Annotated in this window: 20 protein-coding genes and 2 pseudogenes; all 22 read right to left on the reverse strand. The window is 32.0% G+C overall.

The window, feature by feature from the left end; all coding sequences use genetic code 11:
• Window positions 1-29: 29 nt before the first annotated feature.
• The 22 genes and pseudogenes from NMU03_RS01665 to NMU03_RS01765 all read right to left on the reverse strand — a co-directional run bounded on the left by NMU03_RS01665 (window position 30) and on the right by NMU03_RS01765 (window position 18,574).
• Window positions 30-743, reverse strand: coding sequence for an MATE family efflux transporter (locus NMU03_RS01665; protein WP_290140730.1), 714 nt, complete (start codon window positions 741-743; stop codon window positions 30-32).
• Between the two features lie 80 nt (window positions 744-823).
• On the reverse strand, window positions 824-1,921 hold the full coding sequence (locus NMU03_RS01670) for a site-2 protease family protein (RefSeq protein WP_290140733.1): 1,098 nt from the start codon (window positions 1,919-1,921) through the stop codon (window positions 824-826).
• 56 nt (window positions 1,922-1,977) lie between these two features.
• A complete protein-coding gene (locus NMU03_RS18165; protein ID WP_494337163.1) occupies window positions 1,978-2,193 on the reverse strand; it encodes a hypothetical protein in 216 nt (71 codons plus the stop codon).
• Window positions 2,194-2,249: 56 nt separating this feature from the next.
• Window positions 2,250-3,035 carry a hypothetical protein gene (locus NMU03_RS01680; protein WP_290140734.1) on the reverse strand — a complete coding sequence of 262 codons (786 nt, stop codon included), beginning with the start codon at window positions 3,033-3,035 and terminating at the stop codon, window positions 2,250-2,252.
• Window positions 3,032-3,325 (reverse strand): sigma factor-like helix-turn-helix DNA-binding protein, encoded by a 294-nt coding sequence (locus tag NMU03_RS01685; protein ID WP_353956729.1) that lies wholly within the window; start codon window positions 3,323-3,325, stop codon window positions 3,032-3,034. The genes NMU03_RS01680 and NMU03_RS01685 overlap by 4 nt, the downstream gene beginning before the upstream one ends.
• Window positions 3,210-3,515, reverse strand: coding sequence for an RNA polymerase sigma factor (locus NMU03_RS17485; RefSeq protein ID WP_353956649.1), 306 nt, complete (start codon window positions 3,513-3,515; stop codon window positions 3,210-3,212). Before NMU03_RS17485 ends, NMU03_RS01685 begins: the two co-directional genes overlap by 116 nt.
• 89 nt (window positions 3,516-3,604) lie before the next feature.
• On the reverse strand, window positions 3,605-4,048 hold the full coding sequence (locus tag NMU03_RS01690; RefSeq protein WP_290140738.1) for an NUDIX hydrolase: 444 nt from the start codon (window positions 4,046-4,048) through the stop codon (window positions 3,605-3,607).
• Window positions 4,049-4,064: 16 nt separating this feature from the next.
• Window positions 4,065-4,808, reverse strand: coding sequence for a Nif3-like dinuclear metal center hexameric protein (locus tag NMU03_RS01695; RefSeq protein ID WP_290140741.1), 744 nt, complete (start codon window positions 4,806-4,808; stop codon window positions 4,065-4,067).
• Window positions 4,786-5,478 (reverse strand): tRNA (adenine(22)-N(1))-methyltransferase, encoded by a 693-nt coding sequence (locus NMU03_RS01700; protein WP_290140744.1) that lies wholly within the window; start codon window positions 5,476-5,478, stop codon window positions 4,786-4,788. The genes NMU03_RS01695 and NMU03_RS01700 overlap by 23 nt, the downstream gene beginning before the upstream one ends.
• Before the next feature lies 1 nt (window position 5,479).
• Window positions 5,480-6,760, reverse strand: a complete 1,281-nt coding sequence (rpoD, locus tag NMU03_RS01705; protein WP_290140747.1) for an RNA polymerase sigma factor RpoD — start codon at window positions 6,758-6,760, stop codon at window positions 5,480-5,482.
• A 7-nt stretch (window positions 6,761-6,767) separates the two neighbouring features.
• On the reverse strand, window positions 6,768-7,130 hold the full coding sequence (locus NMU03_RS01710) for a DUF5700 domain-containing putative Zn-dependent protease (RefSeq protein ID WP_290140749.1): 363 nt from the start codon (window positions 7,128-7,130) through the stop codon (window positions 6,768-6,770).
• Between the two features lie 34 nt (window positions 7,131-7,164).
• Complete coding sequence (locus tag NMU03_RS01715) at window positions 7,165-7,428, reverse strand: hypothetical protein (protein WP_290140750.1); 264 nt, start codon at window positions 7,426-7,428, stop codon at window positions 7,165-7,167.
• Complete coding sequence (gene dnaG, locus NMU03_RS01720; protein WP_290140752.1) at window positions 7,425-8,507, reverse strand: DNA primase; 1,083 nt, start codon at window positions 8,505-8,507, stop codon at window positions 7,425-7,427. Before dnaG ends, NMU03_RS01715 begins: the two co-directional genes overlap by 4 nt.
• 15 nt (window positions 8,508-8,522) lie before the next feature.
• A pseudogene (locus NMU03_RS01725) lies at window positions 8,523-9,892 on the reverse strand (glycine--tRNA ligase).
• 110 nt (window positions 9,893-10,002) lie between these two features.
• Complete coding sequence (locus NMU03_RS01730) at window positions 10,003-10,944, reverse strand: alpha/beta fold hydrolase (RefSeq protein ID WP_290140755.1); 942 nt, start codon at window positions 10,942-10,944, stop codon at window positions 10,003-10,005.
• 1 nt (window position 10,945) lies between these two features.
• Window positions 10,946-12,758 (reverse strand): annotated as a pseudogene (locus NMU03_RS01735) (YgiQ family radical SAM protein).
• 71 nt (window positions 12,759-12,829) lie between these two features.
• Window positions 12,830-13,495, reverse strand: a complete 666-nt coding sequence (recO, locus tag NMU03_RS01740) for a DNA repair protein RecO (RefSeq protein ID WP_290140757.1) — start codon at window positions 13,493-13,495, stop codon at window positions 12,830-12,832.
• A 51-nt stretch (window positions 13,496-13,546) separates the two neighbouring features.
• Window positions 13,547-14,443, reverse strand: coding sequence for a GTPase Era (era, locus tag NMU03_RS01745; RefSeq protein ID WP_290140759.1), 897 nt, complete (start codon window positions 14,441-14,443; stop codon window positions 13,547-13,549).
• Window positions 14,440-14,835: a cytidine deaminase gene (gene cdd / locus NMU03_RS01750; protein WP_290140761.1), complete on the reverse strand. Its 396-nt coding sequence runs from the start codon at window positions 14,833-14,835 to the stop codon at window positions 14,440-14,442. Before cdd ends, era begins: the two co-directional genes overlap by 4 nt.
• 2 nt (window positions 14,836-14,837) lie before the next feature.
• On the reverse strand, window positions 14,838-15,299 hold the full coding sequence (ybeY, locus tag NMU03_RS01755) for an rRNA maturation RNase YbeY (protein ID WP_290140762.1): 462 nt from the start codon (window positions 15,297-15,299) through the stop codon (window positions 14,838-14,840).
• 11 nt (window positions 15,300-15,310) lie between these two features.
• Window positions 15,311-17,335 carry a cysteine peptidase family C39 domain-containing protein gene (locus NMU03_RS01760; protein ID WP_290140764.1) on the reverse strand — a complete coding sequence of 675 codons (2,025 nt, stop codon included), beginning with the start codon at window positions 17,333-17,335 and terminating at the stop codon, window positions 15,311-15,313.
• A gap of 66 nt (window positions 17,336-17,401) precedes the next feature.
• Window positions 17,402-18,574: an aspartate aminotransferase family protein gene (locus NMU03_RS01765; protein ID WP_290140765.1), complete on the reverse strand. Its 1,173-nt coding sequence runs from the start codon at window positions 18,572-18,574 to the stop codon at window positions 17,402-17,404.

Consider the following 18,574-nt stretch of genomic DNA (forward strand, 5'->3'; position numbering starts at 1 on the left):
AGTTGGTAAACCAATCTTGATAATACGTTTTAATATCGGTAAATGAAAACGAATTTTTTCACTTTTAATGCATAAACTTCATGACTTCGCATTAAAACAACACAGACAAGGAAAGCACTTAATGCCTGTGATATATCTGTCGCAATGGCTGCTCCTGCAACACCCATATGAAAAACTTTCACAAGTAATAAATCTAAGACAATGTTTGTTAAACAAGCGACAACTAAAAAATAAAGTGGACGTTTGGAATCGCCAACTGCACGTAAAACACCTGCTCCCATATTATAAATTAAAGCAAATGTAATACCACCAAAATAAATCGTCAAATAGGTTGATGATTCAGGAAAAACATCTGCTGGTATGCCAATGATATGTAAAAGTGGATTGGTTAATATAACACCAGCAATCGTTAAGATAATCGCCATCACAATTGTTAAAGCAGCCGAACTATGAACAGATTGCTTTAATCTTTTTTCATCATTTGCACCATAATATTGAGCAATGACAACACCTGCACCGGTTGCTAAACCCATAAAAAAACCAATTAACATATTGGTAATGGGTGAAGATGCTCCAACGGCCGCTAATGCTTGTTTAGATACATAATTTCCAACCACATAAGCATCAACTGTGTTGTATAATTGTTGAAATAAATTTCCAATCAATAGTGGTATAGAAAACCAAAAAATAGATTTTGCAATACCACCATGAATCAAATCAGTAGATTTTCGACTTTGATCCATATTTTTCTCCCCTTTCCCTATAATCTTTTATTGTACTCTTATTTTTTATTTTTACAATATTTTTATCATTGATTTCATTTTTATCCATAAACATCATATTCAATAAAATCCATCAAATCTTCATGCATTTCTATCTCAATAGGATATGGATAATTTGCTTTATAAGAACACAATTTTTGTTTAAACTTTGTTGCTTCCCCATTTTTTTCAATGATTTTTTTATAAATATAAACAGTACGTAAACCCACAAGAAATGTTTGTATTCTCTTTTGAAAATCATTATCTAAAGATTGATAATATGCAATAGCCTGATCCAACTGATGAAAAACCATTTGACAATAAAAGGCATCACATAATAAAATATTTCTTTGAATTTTGGTTATTGCGACGTTATCATTTAAAAGCTGTTTAATGATTATATAAGCTGTTTGAAAATCATGTTGATCCATCAAACGCTGATAATACAAAACAACAGATGAAACTCTTATACTATGTTCTAAGTTTTCAGTATTGATATTCTCAAACCAAGCATCAGGCATATCTTTTAATCTGATATTTTGTACTGAGATTTCTTCCTCTTTTAAATTTAACCATAAATCTTTTTGTGTTTCAGAAAATTTTATAAGTGTGCGTCTAAAATAACCATCATTATCTACATCTTCAATTTGCATAGGAACTCCATTAACCAAAGCTGTTAAAACACCCATAATGATAAAAGCAAGTAAAAAAAGATTAAAACTTGAAGAAAAAATGGCTATCGCACAACCAATCATCGCAAAGATGATATTCATCAAACATCCACCCAATTGATAAAGAACAAAAGGCATATGATTATTTTGAAAATCAGGTGGAGCCATTAAACACTGTCCACCCGTTCCATTTAATCTATATCTTTTTAAACAAAGATGATAATCTTTTCGAATCCACATAAAACTCATAATACGAAAAGATAGAAAGCGATAACCACTTAATAAACCAAATACCAAATGCCCTGTTTCATGAATTACCACATGAATCCATTGCGTTATATATAAATAAAAGAGAAATTGAATGGTCATCCATATGATATGAAAGATAGAATAACCACTATGAAACAAATACAAATATAAAGCTCCGATTCCCCAAATCAATGCACCAAAACCTAAAAGTACAAGTGATGCATATAAAATATTTTTCACATTAACCACCTATTACTATTATATAATGTTTATGAGCTCAAACAAATAGATTTTATTTATTTTTGATACTGTGATAATTTTATATCATGGATATATGCATAAGATATATTTTCCTTTTCAATCATATCTAAAAGAACATTCTTTTTCACACTGACACGTACACCATATGCTAATATTTCTTTTTGTGCCTTTTTGTAATTGTCCACATATTTTTGATAAGAAATACCTGAATACGATGACAATGTATCCACAAAACCCTTATGATCACACATCATTTTCAACATTGATAAATATTTCTGTTCTAAAATATCTCCCGTTATTTCTTCTTCTAAATAAAAGTGAGGATATTTTTTATCATACTCAGATGTGAATACATACCTGACTGGATCATGAAGAGAGAAACCTCCTGCAATACCAACGACTGAATCAGTTTCTTGATCTTTAAGTGCAATCCATTTAAAATAGGCATCGGGATATTTTTTATTAATGCAACAATCATATCCAAAGACACATACTCATGAAAACTCAAAGAAATATCAAGATAACTTGAATCTGGTAATTCTTCTATCTCTTTTTGAATATCATTTAAAGCATAAATTTCTTGAAAATCTTTGGCATTTACATCTTTAAATTCATTAACCATTCTTGTCAAAGGAAAATAGGAATCAGAATCTATCAATACTTGCGAACGACGAATAGAAATTGTTGTATTAGATGTTCCATCAATCATTAAAGGTTCAAAGATGGACTGTACTTTTACTTTTGTTTCATAACATCCCATCCCTTTTGATTCGTACAATTCCTCATCACTCAACCCATCCTTCAATAACATCATACCTGGAAAATTTAAGTTCACATAATTACTCATCAACATGAAAAATTCTTCATGATTTGAAGGTTCAAGCATTTCCTCTTCTCTATAAGGACTATAATAAATCCAATCCATTAAAAACGAAATACCATAAAAACAACTCGTGATAATGAGACTGATAATAATAAACATTTTAAAAATTTTTGAATAAATCTTTTGATTTATTCTTCTTTGAATCAGTTTATTAAATTGTTTATTCTGTTCTTCTTCACCAAATACTTCATCAAATTTTTTGTCACTCATAAATAACCCTCCTTTTGGTATTGTTTGATTAATTTCTTTTTCACACGATGTCTAATCACACGAATATTCTCAACACTTAAGCCTAACATTTCTGATATAAAGGCATCATTTAATGATGTTTCTAATGACAATAACATCACTTGTTTTTCTTTATCAGGTAACTGATAGATATGTTCATATAACCATCTTTTTTGTTCTTGTTGAAAAAACTCTGAAATTAGATTGGTTGAACTTTCTACTTGTTCTTCGTTTAAAGAACTTATTCTTTTTTTGCTTTTTGTACATATTATAAAACTCATTTTTAAGGACACGATAAAGCCAAGCTTGAATATTACCTTCTTTGAAACTTAACAATGCCTTTACAAATGTATTCGCAACCAAATCCTGTGCATCGGCTTTATGATGTGTGAGGGAAAATGCATATAACAACAAAGGCTTATAATATTGCATATATATGATTTCCAGTTCTTGCCTTTTCATGTTTTTCCCTCCTCACCTTATAAACAATTTTATCACAAAATGATTACACTTTTTTCCATAATTCACAAAAAAAACACTCCTAAGAGTGTTTAATAAGCATGTTCTTGATAATCAATGACTTTATCATTTTGATAATGAATTTTTGCACTATGAAATTTTCCATCTTGAATCCATTCAAAAAAGTGATAATCTCCTTCCCACATAGAAAGAGTTGGTATGTCCTCATTGTTGATCCATTGCAAGTCACCTTCATCACATTCATGAATTTTACCTGTAAAATCATGACATGTATAAATAAACATGCCTTCATCCTGTCCATGATAAAGTTCAGGAAAAACAACGAATCCATGCAGTTGAAGATTTAAAGCTGTTAAACCTGTTTCTTCATAGATTTCTCTTTTCATGCATTCTTCTGCACTTTCACCTTCTTCAAATTTTCCACCAACACCAATCCATTTTCCACCATTGACATCATTTTCTTTTTTAGTACGATGCAACATCAACGTTTGATTTTCTTTTTGAATATAACACATTGTTGTAAGAATCATCTTAACGGTAGTGATAATAATCAGGAGAACTTCCTTCGATTATCTCTACATTCACTTCCTTTTGTAAAACTTCTTTTAATTTTTTGACCATAATCTTTTCGGCTTGATGATGAATATCCACAAGCAAAATATGGTGATCGAAGGCGTTTTTCGCATGACGATATTTAGTATCTCCAGTCAAATAAGCATCAGCTTGATTGTAGAATTGATGCATAAAATCAGCACCACTGCCTCCACATATCGCAACTTTAGAAATCATATCCACATGTCCAGCATATTGGAAATGTTCTAAATGATATGTTTTTTGAACATGATCAAGAAAATCATCCATTTTCATAGGTTGATTAAGCGTGGCTATACGAGTAATTTGATCTTCACCACGTTCAATATCATGAACCCCTAAAGCTTCAATCAACCACTGATTCATAGACACATTATCTAAAGCCGTATGTGAACTATAAACAACAATATGATGTTCAATGGCTTTAAAAATAAATGCTCCCATAAAATCATCACGATTAATATTTTCAATTGGATCTAATAAGAAAGGATGATGAGTAATTAACATTTGACAGTTATTTGCAATGGCCTCATCGATTGTCTGTAAATCAGCATTTAAGGCAATCATTATCTTAAATACTTCGGTGTTGACATCACCTATTTGTAATCCACATTTATCCCATTCTTCCTGTAAACTTAAAGGATAATGTTTTTCCATGATTTCAATAATCTTTTGTGCTTTCATTGATTTCACCTTCTATCATTTCAATCATATGTGTCACTTCTTGATAACGAGGATGACTCTTTTGTAATGAAGTGAGTATATTTTGATGAATTTCTAATTGTCTTTGCCACTTTTGATAAAACAAAGGCGTTTTATTTTGTCTTAAACAAGGACCAAAATACAAATCAGCTTCCTGATATGTTAGTGACTTGCTTGTTTTTTGACAAACAATAATTTCATAAATATGATGTACATCTTTGATAATCGTTTCATCAAGTATCTCTATTTGATGAGTATATAAATATTCACGTAAGACCTCTATTCCCACATTTGCTTGTAAAATGAGGCGTTGATTTTGAATATAATCAAAATGCGTATCCAAAATATCAACAATCAGTTTACCACCCATTCCACAAATACTAATCATATCCACTGTTTTCTCTAATAAAGGTTCAATCCCACTTCCAAGTAGTGGGATGACCTTATCCTCTAAATGATAACTTTGAATCGTTTCGATAGATGCTTGTATTGGACCTTTCGCAATATCACAGGCATAAGCCTTTTGAAAACCATGTTCGACAACATAACAAGGTAAATAGGCATGATCAGTCCCAATATCTCCAAGTATATTCCCATGTTTATATTTGATAATCAAGTCCGCAATGGCTTGTAATCTTTTTGATAGTTTCATATTAACGATCTAAGAAATCCTTTAAACGTTTTGAACGTGATGGATGTTTTAATTTTCTTAAAGCCTTGGCTTCAATTTGACGAATACGTTCACGTGTAACATTAAATTCTCTACCAACTTCTTCCAATGTTCTTGTACGTCCATCATCAAGACCAAAACGTAAACGTAAAACCTTTTCTTCACGATCTGTTAATTCTAATAAGACTTCATTTAATTCATCTTTTAATAATTCATTAGCGGCATAGTCATCTGGTGACATTGCTCCTTCATCTTCAATGAAATCACCTAAATGAGAATCATCTTCCTCACCAATTGGTGTTTCTAAAGAAACAGGTTCTAATGAAATCTTTTGAATTTCACGCACTTTTTCTGGTGTCATACCATCCATTTTTTCAGAAATTTCTTCAGCTGTTGGTTCACGACCAAGTTCTTGAATGAGTTGTCTTTGTACTCTTGTCAATTTATTGATTGTTTCTACCATATGAACAGGAATACGAATTGTTCTGGCTTGATCGGCAATTGCACGTGTAATGGCCTGACGAATCCACCATGTTGCATAAGTTGAGAATTTAAATCCTTTGGTATAATCAAATTTTTCAACAGCTTTAATAAGCCCCATATTTCCTTCTTGAATAAGGTCAAGGAATAACATCCCTCTACCTACATATCTTTTCGCAATCGAGACAACAAGACGTAAATTGGTCGCTGCTAATTTTTTCTTTGCTTCTTCATCGCCTTCTAAGATTCTTTTAGCCAATGAGATTTCTTCATCATGGCTTAATAATTCCACACGACCAATTTCTTTTAAATACATTTTCACTGGATCGTTGATTTTGACATTGCTGCCAAGCTGATTAGAATCATCTTCTTCCTCATTATTATACATATTAACAGTATCACCTGTTAACATATCAAAGTCGCCACCGAAATCCAAATCATCAACATTATTATCAATATCAGAATCTAAATCATCTAAATTATCTAAATCATCTAAAGATTCTAATGCTTCTAAATCATCTAAATCGCTGGCCATCCCGGTCATAAGCTGTTCATCATCAAGATCATCTAATGCATCAAAACCATCTTCAATTAAAATATCATTATCTGTGATAAATGATAATAAATCTTCAGCTGATTCATCATCTAAATCATACTTTGTTAAAAAGGCATCTAAATCATCTTGTGATAATTTTCCACCCATTGCCTGAGCTGTTTCTTTGATTAAATTTTTCAAATCATCCAATGTCACAGGTGTCGCTTTTTTCTTTGTTTCTTTTTTCATATTACTTTTATTGACCTCCTAATTTCACAATTTCATCTAATATCTGTGCTTTTTGTTGCGGATCTAAAATATAACGAAATTGTTCTAATAACTGTTCTTTTTTCATTCTCTTAGCATTTTGACCAATCGTTTCAATATAATCATCTATCGCCTGTTCTTCATATTGTTGAGGTAATGAAGATTGAGCTATCTCTATCACAGTTTGTATCAATTCTTCTTTTTGTATACTATTAATAAAATCAGCAATCTCTAATTGATTATGATGACGATAATAGTCAATAATATAAGAAGCAATGATACGATATTGGTCATTGTACATGAAACCAGCTTTAGCTTCATATTTTAAAGCAACGCTTTTATGATTTAACATATAAAATAATAAATCATGTTCAGCCTGCTGATATTTATCTTTTAAGTGTACGACTTTTTTGCGGTATGTAGGTTTCTTGATGAAACTGAGGCTGCAATCCATTGATTTGTTGATGAATCAAATCATAGGAAAAGCCGGATTGTTTCGATAAAACCTGAATATAGTAATCCTGATCAATAGGATCATGAATTTTCGCAATCTCATAACACATTTTTTCTAAATAATTTTTACGATCATCATAGTTTTGGTAGTCAATTTTTTGATACTCAAAATCCATTAAAAATTCAATCGGTTTCAAAACTTTTTTAAGACTTCATGTAACCCTTCTTGTCCATGTTCTTCATAAATTTCATCAGGATCATGGCCTTCAGGTAACACAACAATGGAAACTTGAAAACCAGCCTCTTCTAATTCTCTAGCAGCTTTACTCATAGCAGCCTGTCCTGCCTGATCGCCATCTAAACAAAGGCGCACATGATGTGTCAAACGTCGTAAGGCCTGCATATGTCCTTTGGTCAATGCGGTTCCCATAATCGCAACCGTATTTTCAATTCCTGCTTTATACATCGCAATGACATCCATAAATCCTTCCAACAAATAAATAAACCCTGCCTCTTTGACCGCTTCTTTACATTGATGATAATGATAAAGTGTCTGTCCTTTGATAAAAATCTCTGATTCAGGAGAGTTCATATATTTACTTTCAGTTTGCGTTGGCTTGTAAATACGTCCACTAAAACCAACAACCTGTCCTTGCTGATTATAAAGTGGAAACATAATACGATCTTGAAAACGATCAAAATGTTGATAAGATTCCACAATCAATCCTGATTTAATCATATCTATTTCCTGAAAACCCAATTTTTCAAAAGCTTGATACAAAGTAGCCTGTAAAGGCGCATAACCAATTCGAAATTCTTTAATCAATTCATCCGAAAAATGACGTTTCATCAAATACGTCTTGGCCTCTAAACCAAGTTTTGTATTCAAATAATAACTATAAATCTTCTGTGCTTCTTCGTGCATTTGATAAAGTGGAACATTTTCTTTGACAATGGGTCTAGAAACGACATCTAAATGATATTCACTTAAATCAACATGACCTATTTCGGCAACTTTTTTCACCGCTTCTATGTATGATATTTTTAAATATTTCTGTAAAAAGGTAAAAACATTGCCTCCTGTCCCACACACAAAACACATAAAAATCTGTCGATCAGGTGAAATGGACATAGACGGATTCTTATCGTCATGAAAAGGGCATAATGCCACATAGTTTCTTCCTTTTTTCTGTAAAGAAAGATATTCGCCAATCACATCAACAATATCAACACTTTGTCTGATCTCATTAATCTTTTCTTGTGATAGACGTGCCATATATGCCCTCCTTTATTAAAAACGAATTTTCTTTGCGATATAATCAACTAATTCATCAATTGGTAAACGAATTTGTTCCATTGTATCACGATCTCTTAATGTCACAGCTTGATCATTATCTGTATCAAAATCAATAGTGATACAATATGGTGTTCCAATCGCATCTTGACGACGATAACGTTTTCCAATTTGTCCAGCCACATCATATTCAACATTGAATTCTTTGGCTAACATTTGATAAACTTCCATTGCTTTATCACTCTGTTTTTTGTTAATGGTAAAACAGCAACTTTCACTGGCGCAACGGCTGGATGGAAATGCATGACTAAACGTGTTTCTTTTTCCAACTGTTCTTCATCATAGGCATCAGCCAAAACAGATAAAAATAAACGATCTGCACCTACTGATGGTTCAATGACATATGGTAAATATTTCTGATTTGTTTCTGGATCTAAGTATTCAAGATTCTTTTTAGAATATTCCTGATGTCTACCTAAATCATAATCTGTACGATCAGCAATTCCCCATAATTCACCCCATCCAAATGGGTATAAGTATTCAATATCACTTGTAGCTTTTGAATAGAATGATAATTCTTCTTTTTCATGATCTCTAAATCTTAAATTATCTTGTTTCAATCCTAAATCTAATAAAAATTGCATACATTGTTCTTTCCAGTAATGGAACCATTCTAAATCTGTATCAGGTTTAGTAAAGAATTCTAATTCCATTTGTTCAAACTCTCTTGTTCTAAAGATAAAATTACCTGGTGTAATTTCATTTCTAAAAGACTTTCCAATCTGTCCAATTCCAAAAGGAACTTTTTTACGTGATGTTCTTTGAATGTTTTTAAAGTTAACAAAGATTCCCTGCGCTGTTTCAGGACGTAAATATACGACACTTTTGGCATCTTTAACAACACCCATATAAGTTTTAAACATCAATTCAAATTCACGAATATCTGTAAAATCTTCACTGCCACAATCTGGACATTTAATATGATGTTCTCTAATAAATGCCATCATTTTATCTGGATCCCAACCATCACTATGGATATTAGGATCATAATCTTCAATTAATTTATCAGCACGATGTCTTGTTTTACATTGTTTACAGTCAATTAAAGGATCGCTAAATCCCCCAACATGACCACTAGCTTCCCAGACACGTGGATTCATAAAAATAGCTGAATCTAATCCCACATTATATGGTGATTCTTGAATAAAACGTTTCCACCATAATTTCTTAATATTATTTTTCATTTCGACACCTAAAGGACCATAATCCCAAGTGTTTGCAAGTCCATCATAAATTTCAGATCCCTGATAAACAAAACCTGAATTTTTCGCATGAGCAATTAATTTATCCATATCTTTATTTGCCATATTTATACCCCTTTTATCTTAATTTATACCTATATAAAATAGCAAAGACCTAGCTATAGCCAAGTCTTTTTTATTTTAATATTTACTTCGTAGTTATACCCTTATAGTAGTCATTTGTCAACCAACGATGAGTGTACTCTATAAATATGTTCTCTCATCAAGCCATTGTAATATATTATTATAAACCTTCTTTTTTCTTTTTCAAACAATAGAGCATGACGTTGTCCGTCAAATATTTCCAAAGTTAAATCTTCAATAGGAATTTTTTTATATTTTTCAACTAATTTTTTGATATGCACACCCATCGGATCATTTTCTCCAATACCAATATAAACCGATAAATAAGAAGGAATCTTCATGATTGATTTTTCATGATTGACTTCCTGAATCGTATGAATAATATCACGATAACCTTGAACTGTATAAGCAAAATGAGCCATTGGATCTTCTAAAAACTTTTTCTTTTCACTCACATCACTGGTCAGCCAATCCATTTCATCACTCATTTGCACTCTTTTATTAAAATGATTTCGCACATAACGGGAATATTGTTGAGCCTTATAAAGCGGTCCTTTCCACATTTTCAACAAGCGTAAATAAATACATTTAAGATACAAGAAATCAACTTGAGAGGGTGTTCCTAATAAGATAGCTCCTTCAATAAAATCACCAAAAGCACTCATATATTTACGTATCAAAATAGAGCCTAAATCAATACCTAACATAAAATAGGGTGAATCTGGATAAAGTTCTCTTATAATCATCTGTAAATGATGCATATCTTCAATCAAATGAGCTGGACCATCATGTTCACCAAAATATCCTTGTTCAAAATCAATCAAAGAACGCCCATGACCAGCAAAATCACTTACAACAACCACAAAGCCATGACTGGAAAGAAATGAAGCAAAATGATCATAACGATCAGCATGTTCACCTAAACCATGATGAATCTGCACAATTCCTTTGATTCGTAAAACAACTTGAGGTTCATAAACATAATAACGAATACTAATATGCATAGAAGATGTAAAAACAGCACTACGCTTCATATTACGACCTCCTTTGAAGTGGTCTTTTTTGACCTTTAGGTTTAATTAAACATTTCTTTTGGAAACCAATTAAATCAGTTCTTTTCGCCAATGTTAAAGCTTCATAAACAAGATGATAATTTTGTGGACGGCGATATTGCATCAAAGCACGCTGCATAGCCTTTTCTTTTGGTGTTTTGGCAACATAAACTTCGCTTAAATCACGTGGATCCAATCCCGTATAATACATCGCTGTGGATAAAGTTCCTGGTGTTGGATAAAAATCTTGAACCTGTTCAGGTTGATGATGTATATCTCTTAAATATTCTGCCAATTCTATAGCACTGTTTAAATCACTGCCTGGATGTGATGACATCAAATAAGGCACAAGATATTGATTTTTATTCATTTCTTTATTCAAACGTGTATATTTTTGTACAAATCTTTCATATAATTCTCGATGTGGTTTACCCATTTTATCTAAAACTTGATCACTGATGTGTTCAGGAGCAACTTTTAGTTGTCCACTGATATGATGTTGAATCAATTCCTTAAAGAAAGTTTCATCTTGATCATACATCAAATAATCATAACGTATACCAGAACGCACAAAAACTTTTTTAACACCATCTAAACTTCTTAATTTTCTTAGAAGTTTTAAATAATCCTGATGATCAACTCTTAACTGGCGACATGGTTTTGGCCACAAACATTGTCTTGTTGGACATGCACCATGTGTTGTTTGTTTTTCACAGCTAGGAAATCTAAAGTTTGCAGTCGGACCACCCACATCATGGATATAGCCTTTAAAATCTGGTTCCTGAATCATCTTTTTAGCCTCTTCAATCAAAGATTCATGAGAACGCGATTGAATAATACGCCCCTGATGGAAATTTAAAGCACAAAAATTGCAAGCTCCAAAACAGCCACGATTACTGATTAATGAGAAACGAACTTCTTCAATCGCTGGTATATATTCATAGCTTGGATGATAAGTTCTTTGATAAGGCAGGGCATACGTATCATCAAATTCTATCTGTGTTAATGGACGGTTTGGACGATTTTGTACAATATAGAATCCTTCATAAGGTTCCACTAATGTTTTTGCATTAAAATGATCCGTATTGCGATATTGAACGCCAAATGATTTCGCATAAGCTCTTTTATCATGGGTTATCTCTTCAAAAGACGGTAACATGATATAATCCTGTGAAATAGATGATAAATCTTTAACCTTAAAAACAGTTCCATCTAAATATGTTAAATAACGTGATTCAATGCCTGAATCTAAAGCTTCAGCAATTTCTACAATACTGTTTTCTCCCATCCCATACATCAATAAATCAGCATTGGCATCCACCAATATAGATTTTCTAACTTTATCATCCCAATAATCATAATGAGCCAAACGTCTTAGACTCGCTTCAATCCCACCAATCAAAATCGTTGCATCAGGATAAGCTTCACGCACTTTTTGACTATAAACAATCACGGCACGATCAGGACGATGTCCCATTTCACCACGATTAGAATAACTATCTTTTTTCTTCTTTTTTCGATACACTATAATGATTCACCATCGAATCAATATTCCCACTTGAAATTAAAAAACCTAAGCGTGGCTTGCCAAAACGTTTGAAATCATCTAAACGTCGCCAATCAGGTTGTGCCAACATACAGACTTTAAAGCCACGACTTTCTAAAGTTCTTGTAATAATGGTCACTCCAAATGATGGATGATCAACATAAGCATCCCCACTAATATATACAAAATCAGGCTGTTGCCAACCTCTTTCTAACATTTCTTCTTTTGTCACTGGTAAAAATTGTCCCATATCATTTCCCCTTTATATGGACATATTATACACCAATTTGCTTTGAAGAAAAATAAAATTGTGTAGATTTTCTACACAATTTGATGAATAAAACGTGATGTTTTCAATTGAATTCCAGTATATTCCTCAATCAATGTTTCCATTAAAGGAACCAAAATCGAAATAACGGATGAAGAAACATGTAAATGATCAATGGCCTGAATAGGGATTTTATGAATATGTCGAAAGGCTTTTAAAACTTCTTGTGAATAAGGTGGATGTGATCCAATATGTTTATGACAGACAAAACCACCATCTTCTAATGAAATCGAAACAACTTGTGTAGAACCACAGAAAACACAACCTTCTACATCTAAGGACACACCATTATGATCTAGAATAAAAACATTAAAGAGTAAATAAACAAGCAAAGGCATATAACCAACATCCAACGCATGTAAAGTTTCATATAACATTTCATATTCTTTTTCAAGTGGTTGATTGTCTTCTACATAGCGATAAAAATATTCTAAAATATACTGTCCAACAATTTCACTTTCTAAATTTTCTTCAATATGTCGAAAATAATTCACCGGGATAGCCTTCATCAATGTACTCAAACCTTTTTTGAGATGAATTGTTAATTCACTGAGCATCATTTCCTGACAACCTCTGGCATTTTTGCTTGTCATTTTTCTAATGCCTCTTGCCATCACACTGATTTTTCCATATTCACGTGTATAAACATGCAAAATCATATCATTTTCTTTATAAGGTGTTTTTTTAAAATAATTGCTTCAACTGTTTCCTCATGAATAGTCGTTTTCATCATAACCAAACTCTCTTAAATACTTCTGTTTGTTACGCCAATTCTTTTCTACTTTCACAAATAATTCCAATGTGACAGGTGTCTGTAAAAAACGTTTCATTTCACGACGCGCATTTTGTCTTATCTTTTTTATCATGCTGCCTTGTTTTCCAATAATAATCGCTTTTTGACTTGGACGATCTACGACAATGGCTGCCATCACATGAACGCCTTCTTCATCTTCTGTCATGCTTTCAATCACAATAGCGACACTATGAGGGACTTCTTCATGCGTAAAATAAAGAATCTTTTCACGAATAAACTCAGCCATAATAAAACGTTCAGGATGATCAGTCAAATGATCTTTAGGATAATACATAACCCCTTCACTTAAATCATTTTTGATTAACTGTAAAAGCTGTTCTACATTATCTCCATTTAAAGCACTGATCGGAATGATTTCTTTAAAATCAAACATTTCTTTCCATTCCGTTAATTTTTGAATCAATTGATCTTTAGATAATAAATCAATTTTATTTAAAATCAGATAAACAGGTCCATCAGCTTCTTTTAAGCGATTGACAATATAACGATCTCCTTTACCTATCTTTTCATCAGCTGGCGCAATCAATAAAACAATATCTACCCCATAAATACTATTTAATGCATTCGTATTCATAAATGAACCTAATCCATCTTGAGGTTTATGGATACCTGGGGTATCCATAAAAATAATCTGTGCTTCATCATCTGTATAAATACCTTGAATCGTATTACGCGTTGTTTGCGCCGTTGATGAAGTAATAGCTAATTTTGTTTTTAATATATGATTTAATAATGTTGATTTTCCAACATTAGGACGACCAACAATACTTACAAATCCTGATTTAAATGTCATAAGCTCTCTCCTGTAAATGCACGTGGCAATAATTCTTGCATATTTGTGACTTCATAATAATCTTTACAGCCTAAAATAATCGGTGTCATTGGATCTAATAGTTCAGCCAAAACTTGACGACAAGCGCCACAAGGAGAAATCAAAGGTGTACAATCTCCAACAATGGCTAAGGCTTCAATATCTGCTTTGCGATACCCTTGACAATAAGCCTGATACACTGCATTACGTTCGGCACACATCGTTGAACCATATGCTGCATTTTCAATATTTGTTCCATATATCCTTTGTCCGTTTTTCAACAACAAGCATGCCCCCACACGAAAATGAGAATAAGGCACATAAGCATTTTGAGAAGCCTCAAAAGCTTCATCCACAAGTTTTTGATAATCCATATTTAACCTCTTTCTATCCCTAATTGATTTAAAATTTCTTTTTGTAGACTCAACATTTCTTTTTCATCTTCTTCATTCATATGATCATAACCAAGCAAATGTAAAAGTCCATGTGTCATTAAAAAACACATTTCACGTTTCAAAGAATGCCCATATTCCTCAGCTTGCGCACAGGCATGTTCATAAGAGATAAAAATATCTCCTAAACTTCTTGGCATCCCTTCAACATAATATTGTTCATTATCTTCTAAGGCAAAACTAATCACATCCGTCGCACGATCAATCTGACGATAATCACGATTGATTTGGTGAATCAGCTTATCATCAACAATCACACATGATAGTTCCACATCATCTTCTATTTGTACTATCTTTAAAGTTGTTTCAATAATTTGTTTAAAAACATCTTCATAACTTTCCTGACATAAATGTTTTTCATCTTCATATACAAAATCAATATTCATCTTCTCACCCTTTATTTCTTTATTTTTCCTTTTTCAATTATAACACATTCCATATCCTTGTTCACTATCTTTGTTTGATGGTTGACCATAATATAAATCTTTCCTTCATCATTTTTCAATAAATAACGCAAAATCTTATTTGCTAAACGGGTATCCAAATGTGAAAAAGCTTCATCTACAATCAAGACATCAAAGTCACGACACAACATTCTAATCAATGCTACAACCTGTCTTTGACCAAGTGACAATGGACTACCATCTTCATTTAATACAATATGAAACATCTGTGTTAATGCTTCTTGATTGAAAGTTTTTAAATACATTTGAATTTTCTTTTCATCCTGACAAAGAAAATTATCTTTTAAAGTCATATGTAAAAAAGTCGGTGTTTCATTAAGATAACCAATACGATGATGTAAGGACTGTAAATCAATCTGTCTTAATTCCATATCATTAATATAAATATCACCTTGATAATGTTCATCTTGTCCCATCAACAATTTCAAAAGCGTTGATTTTCCACTCCCCGTCAATCCTTTCATCCATAAATGATGATGAATATCCAAATCAATATGTTCCAAAACAGGCATTTGATAGCCATAGGCATAACTGACATCATCTAAACGAATAGATGTGATGGGTTGATTAAGTTTTTCTTTAGATTCTTCTGTCACTTCAAAATTCTTATATTTTTCATAAATCAAACTGACTTGCTTATATTGACTCGCTAATGTGACCATATTGAATACGGGTTCAATACAATAAGATACCAGCATATAAAACATCATCAATTGTCCCATTGTCAAGGCTTTTTGTGAAAAAAGATAGAAACCTAAACATAAAATCACACCATAACAAAGGACAATCAAATATTGAACCAAAGCATGAAAATGATTTAAATATAATGATTGCTTTTCTTTCAGTAAAGCTTCATCTAAATAAATATGATAACTTCTTTCTCTTTGTCTTTGAAACAAATCAAAACTACGAATTAAATAATGATTGTTGATGAGTTCTAAAACATGATGTTGGAATGTAAAATGAGATTCAAGATAGTTTTTATGGAATTGTTGAAATGTTTTTAAACGTGAATAACTCATAAAAACAATAATCAATAAAATCATAGTCACAACGATTGTCATCCAAATATTCAAAAAACACATGCCAATCCATAATACCACAAAAAAGATACCATCTAAAAAGAATCTTTCAAAACACTCTAAACTCATTTGCGTTAAATCAAAAAGACTTAATAATTGACTTTGAATGATCCCTTGATCTTGATGAAAGAATGATTCTGTTTGTTTTAACATATTCATTAAAGATTGAAAAACATAATCTTCATCCATTGCTTTTTGTAAATAAATCATTTCTTTCATTTTTAATTGAGATAAATATGTACGCATCATTTCTAAAAAACAATAACTCAAAGCAAAAACAACCATATAGAAAAATGATGTTTTTAAATCAATATAATCAATCAATATTTGAAAGAAATAACTACTTCCATAGCCAAGTAGCGCTATCCAGACACCCTTTCCTAAAAAAGACATCATGTATTTTTGATAAGAGAAAAACATTTCTTTTAAAAATTGAAAATAACTCTTATAGTGAAGTTGAGGCACACGTCCCACATGCTTAATCACAATCACACGACGTCCATAATGTTCATCCATCTCTTCATGATACATTTTCGTAAGTCCTTTTGCTGGATCACCAATGACATATTCATCATCTTTGATTTCATACAAAACAACAAAATGTCCCATGCCTTCATAAATCATATATAAAATACATGGACATTGGACTTCTTTTTCGATATCGTCCAAACTGGCTTCGTATCCTTTAGCCTCAATCTGATAACTTTTAAGACACTCAATCATGCCTTTGATAGAGATACCATTTTGATTCAATCTCGCTTTCTTTTTAATGTTTTTGATTTCATCATTAAAATGATAATACTTTAAAATCATCGCAATACAATAAGCACCACATGCTTTTTCTTCATCTTGTAATTCTATTGGATATTTGTTCATATAAAAACCCCCTTACTTTTATATACGCAAAAAGTAAGGGTTTTTTCTTTTTTTATGACAATTTTTTTAAATTTTTTTCAAAAGTGTAATAAATGCATTCACATGTTCCTTTGTGATGATAAATGGAGGTAACATACGAATAACATTTGTACCCGCTGTCACAACAATCACACCATCATCTAACAATCCTTTGACAACCGGTTTAGCTTCAGTGTTCAAAACAAGTCCTTGCATTAAACCTAAACCTCGACGTTCTAAAACACAATCAAATTCTTCAACCACTTTATCTAAACATTCAATCAAATATTGAGAAATCTCTTGAACATGTTCTAATAAGTGATCTTTTTCAATAATGTCAAAAACTGTTTTGACAGCCATGCAGGCAAGTGGATTACCGCCATAGGTACTTCCATGATCTCCTGGTTGCATTGCTTTAGCAAATTTTTCATTGGCAACAAAAGCACCAACTGGAACTCCACAACCAATCCCTTTGGCTAAACAAACAATATCTGGTTTGATCCCATATTGGAAATAAGTCATAATCGTTCCCGTACGTCCCATTCCACATTGCACTTCATCTAAAATCAAGCAAATATCATGTTCATCACAGATTGTTCTTAACTCTTTCATAAAAGTTGGATCACATGGATAAACGCCACCTTCACCTTGAACTGGTTCAACAATAATCGCTGCTGTACGTTCATTAATAAGTGCCTTCACACTTTCAATATCATTTAAAGTGGCATAATTAACACCATCAATCAATGGTCCAAAAGCTTTTTGATAAGCAGGATTTCCTGTTAATTTTACAGAACCAGTTGAACGCCCATGAAAAGAATGGTGGAAAGAAATGATCTCACTATTCGCTTGACCATGTTTTAAATAATAATATTTTCTTGCTAATTTCAAAGCACCTTCTGTCGCCTCAGCCCCTGAATTACAGAAGAAAACGGCTTCTAATTGCGTTGCCTTTTTAACAGCTTCGGCTGCTTCAATTGCAACTGGTGTATAAAAATAATTCGATACATGCATTAAAGTATTAAGCTGTTTTTGCATGGCTTCTTGATAAGCAGGATAACCATATCCTAACGAATTGACACCAATACCGGCATAAAAATCAAGATAACGACGTCCATTGGTATCATACAAATAAACACCTTCACCTTTTTCTAAAACAACATCATAACGTCCATAAGCTTTTAAAAAAGCATTTTCCCCTCTTGTATACCAATCTTCCAT

Origin of the sequence: Allocoprobacillus halotolerans (genome assembly GCF_024399475.1) — a bacterium.
Lineage (GTDB): Bacteria > Bacillota_I > Bacilli_A > Erysipelotrichales > Coprobacillaceae > Allocoprobacillus > Allocoprobacillus halotolerans.

Excerpts from the sequence above, each read along its gene's own strand:
- NMU03_RS01665 (WP_290140730.1), bottom strand. The coding sequence starts at position 743 with ATGGATCAAAGTCGAAAATCTACTGATTTGATTCATGGTGGTATTGCA.
- NMU03_RS18165 (WP_494337163.1), bottom strand. The coding sequence starts at position 2,193 with ATGTGTGATCATAAGGGTTTTGTGGATACATTGTCATCGTATTCAGGT.
- NMU03_RS01680 (WP_290140734.1), bottom strand. The coding sequence starts at position 3,035 with ATGAGTGACAAAAAATTTGATGAAGTATTTGGTGAAGAAGAACAGAAT.
- NMU03_RS17485 (WP_353956649.1), bottom strand. The coding sequence starts at position 3,515 with ATGAAAAGGCAAGAACTGGAAATCATATATATGCAATATTATAAGCCT.
- NMU03_RS01690 (WP_290140738.1), bottom strand. The coding sequence starts at position 4,048 with ATGTGTTATATTCAAAAAGAAAATCAAACGTTGATGTTGCATCGTACT.
- NMU03_RS01695 (WP_290140741.1), bottom strand. The coding sequence starts at position 4,808 with ATGAAAGCACAAAAGATTATTGAAATCATGGAAAAACATTATCCTTTA.
- NMU03_RS01700 (WP_290140744.1), bottom strand. The coding sequence starts at position 5,478 with ATGAAACTATCAAAAAGATTACAAGCCATTGCGGACTTGATTATCAAA.
- rpoD (WP_290140747.1), bottom strand. The coding sequence starts at position 6,760 with ATGAAAAAAGAAACAAAGAAAAAAGCGACACCTGTGACATTGGATGAT.
- NMU03_RS01710 (WP_290140749.1), bottom strand. The coding sequence starts at position 7,130 with ATGTTAAATCATAAAAGCGTTGCTTTAAAATATGAAGCTAAAGCTGGT.
- dnaG (WP_290140752.1), bottom strand. The coding sequence starts at position 8,507 with ATGGCACGTCTATCACAAGAAAAGATTAATGAGATCAGACAAAGTGTT.
- NMU03_RS01730 (WP_290140755.1), bottom strand. The coding sequence starts at position 10,944 with ATGAAGCGTAGTGCTGTTTTTACATCTTCTATGCATATTAGTATTCGT.
- recO (WP_290140757.1), bottom strand. The coding sequence starts at position 13,495 with ATGATTTTGCATGTTTATACACGTGAATATGGAAAAATCAGTGTGATG.
- era (WP_290140759.1), bottom strand. The coding sequence starts at position 14,443 with ATGACATTTAAATCAGGATTTGTAAGTATTGTTGGTCGTCCTAATGTT.
- cdd (WP_290140761.1), bottom strand. The coding sequence starts at position 14,835 with ATGGATTATCAAAAACTTGTGGATGAAGCTTTTGAGGCTTCTCAAAAT.
- ybeY (WP_290140762.1), bottom strand. The coding sequence starts at position 15,299 with ATGAATATTGATTTTGTATATGAAGATGAAAAACATTTATGTCAGGAA.
- NMU03_RS01760 (WP_290140764.1), bottom strand. The coding sequence starts at position 17,335 with ATGAACAAATATCCAATAGAATTACAAGATGAAGAAAAAGCATGTGGT.
- NMU03_RS01765 (WP_290140765.1), bottom strand. The coding sequence starts at position 18,574 with ATGGAAGATTGGTATACAAGAGGGGAAAATGCTTTTTTAAAAGCTTAT.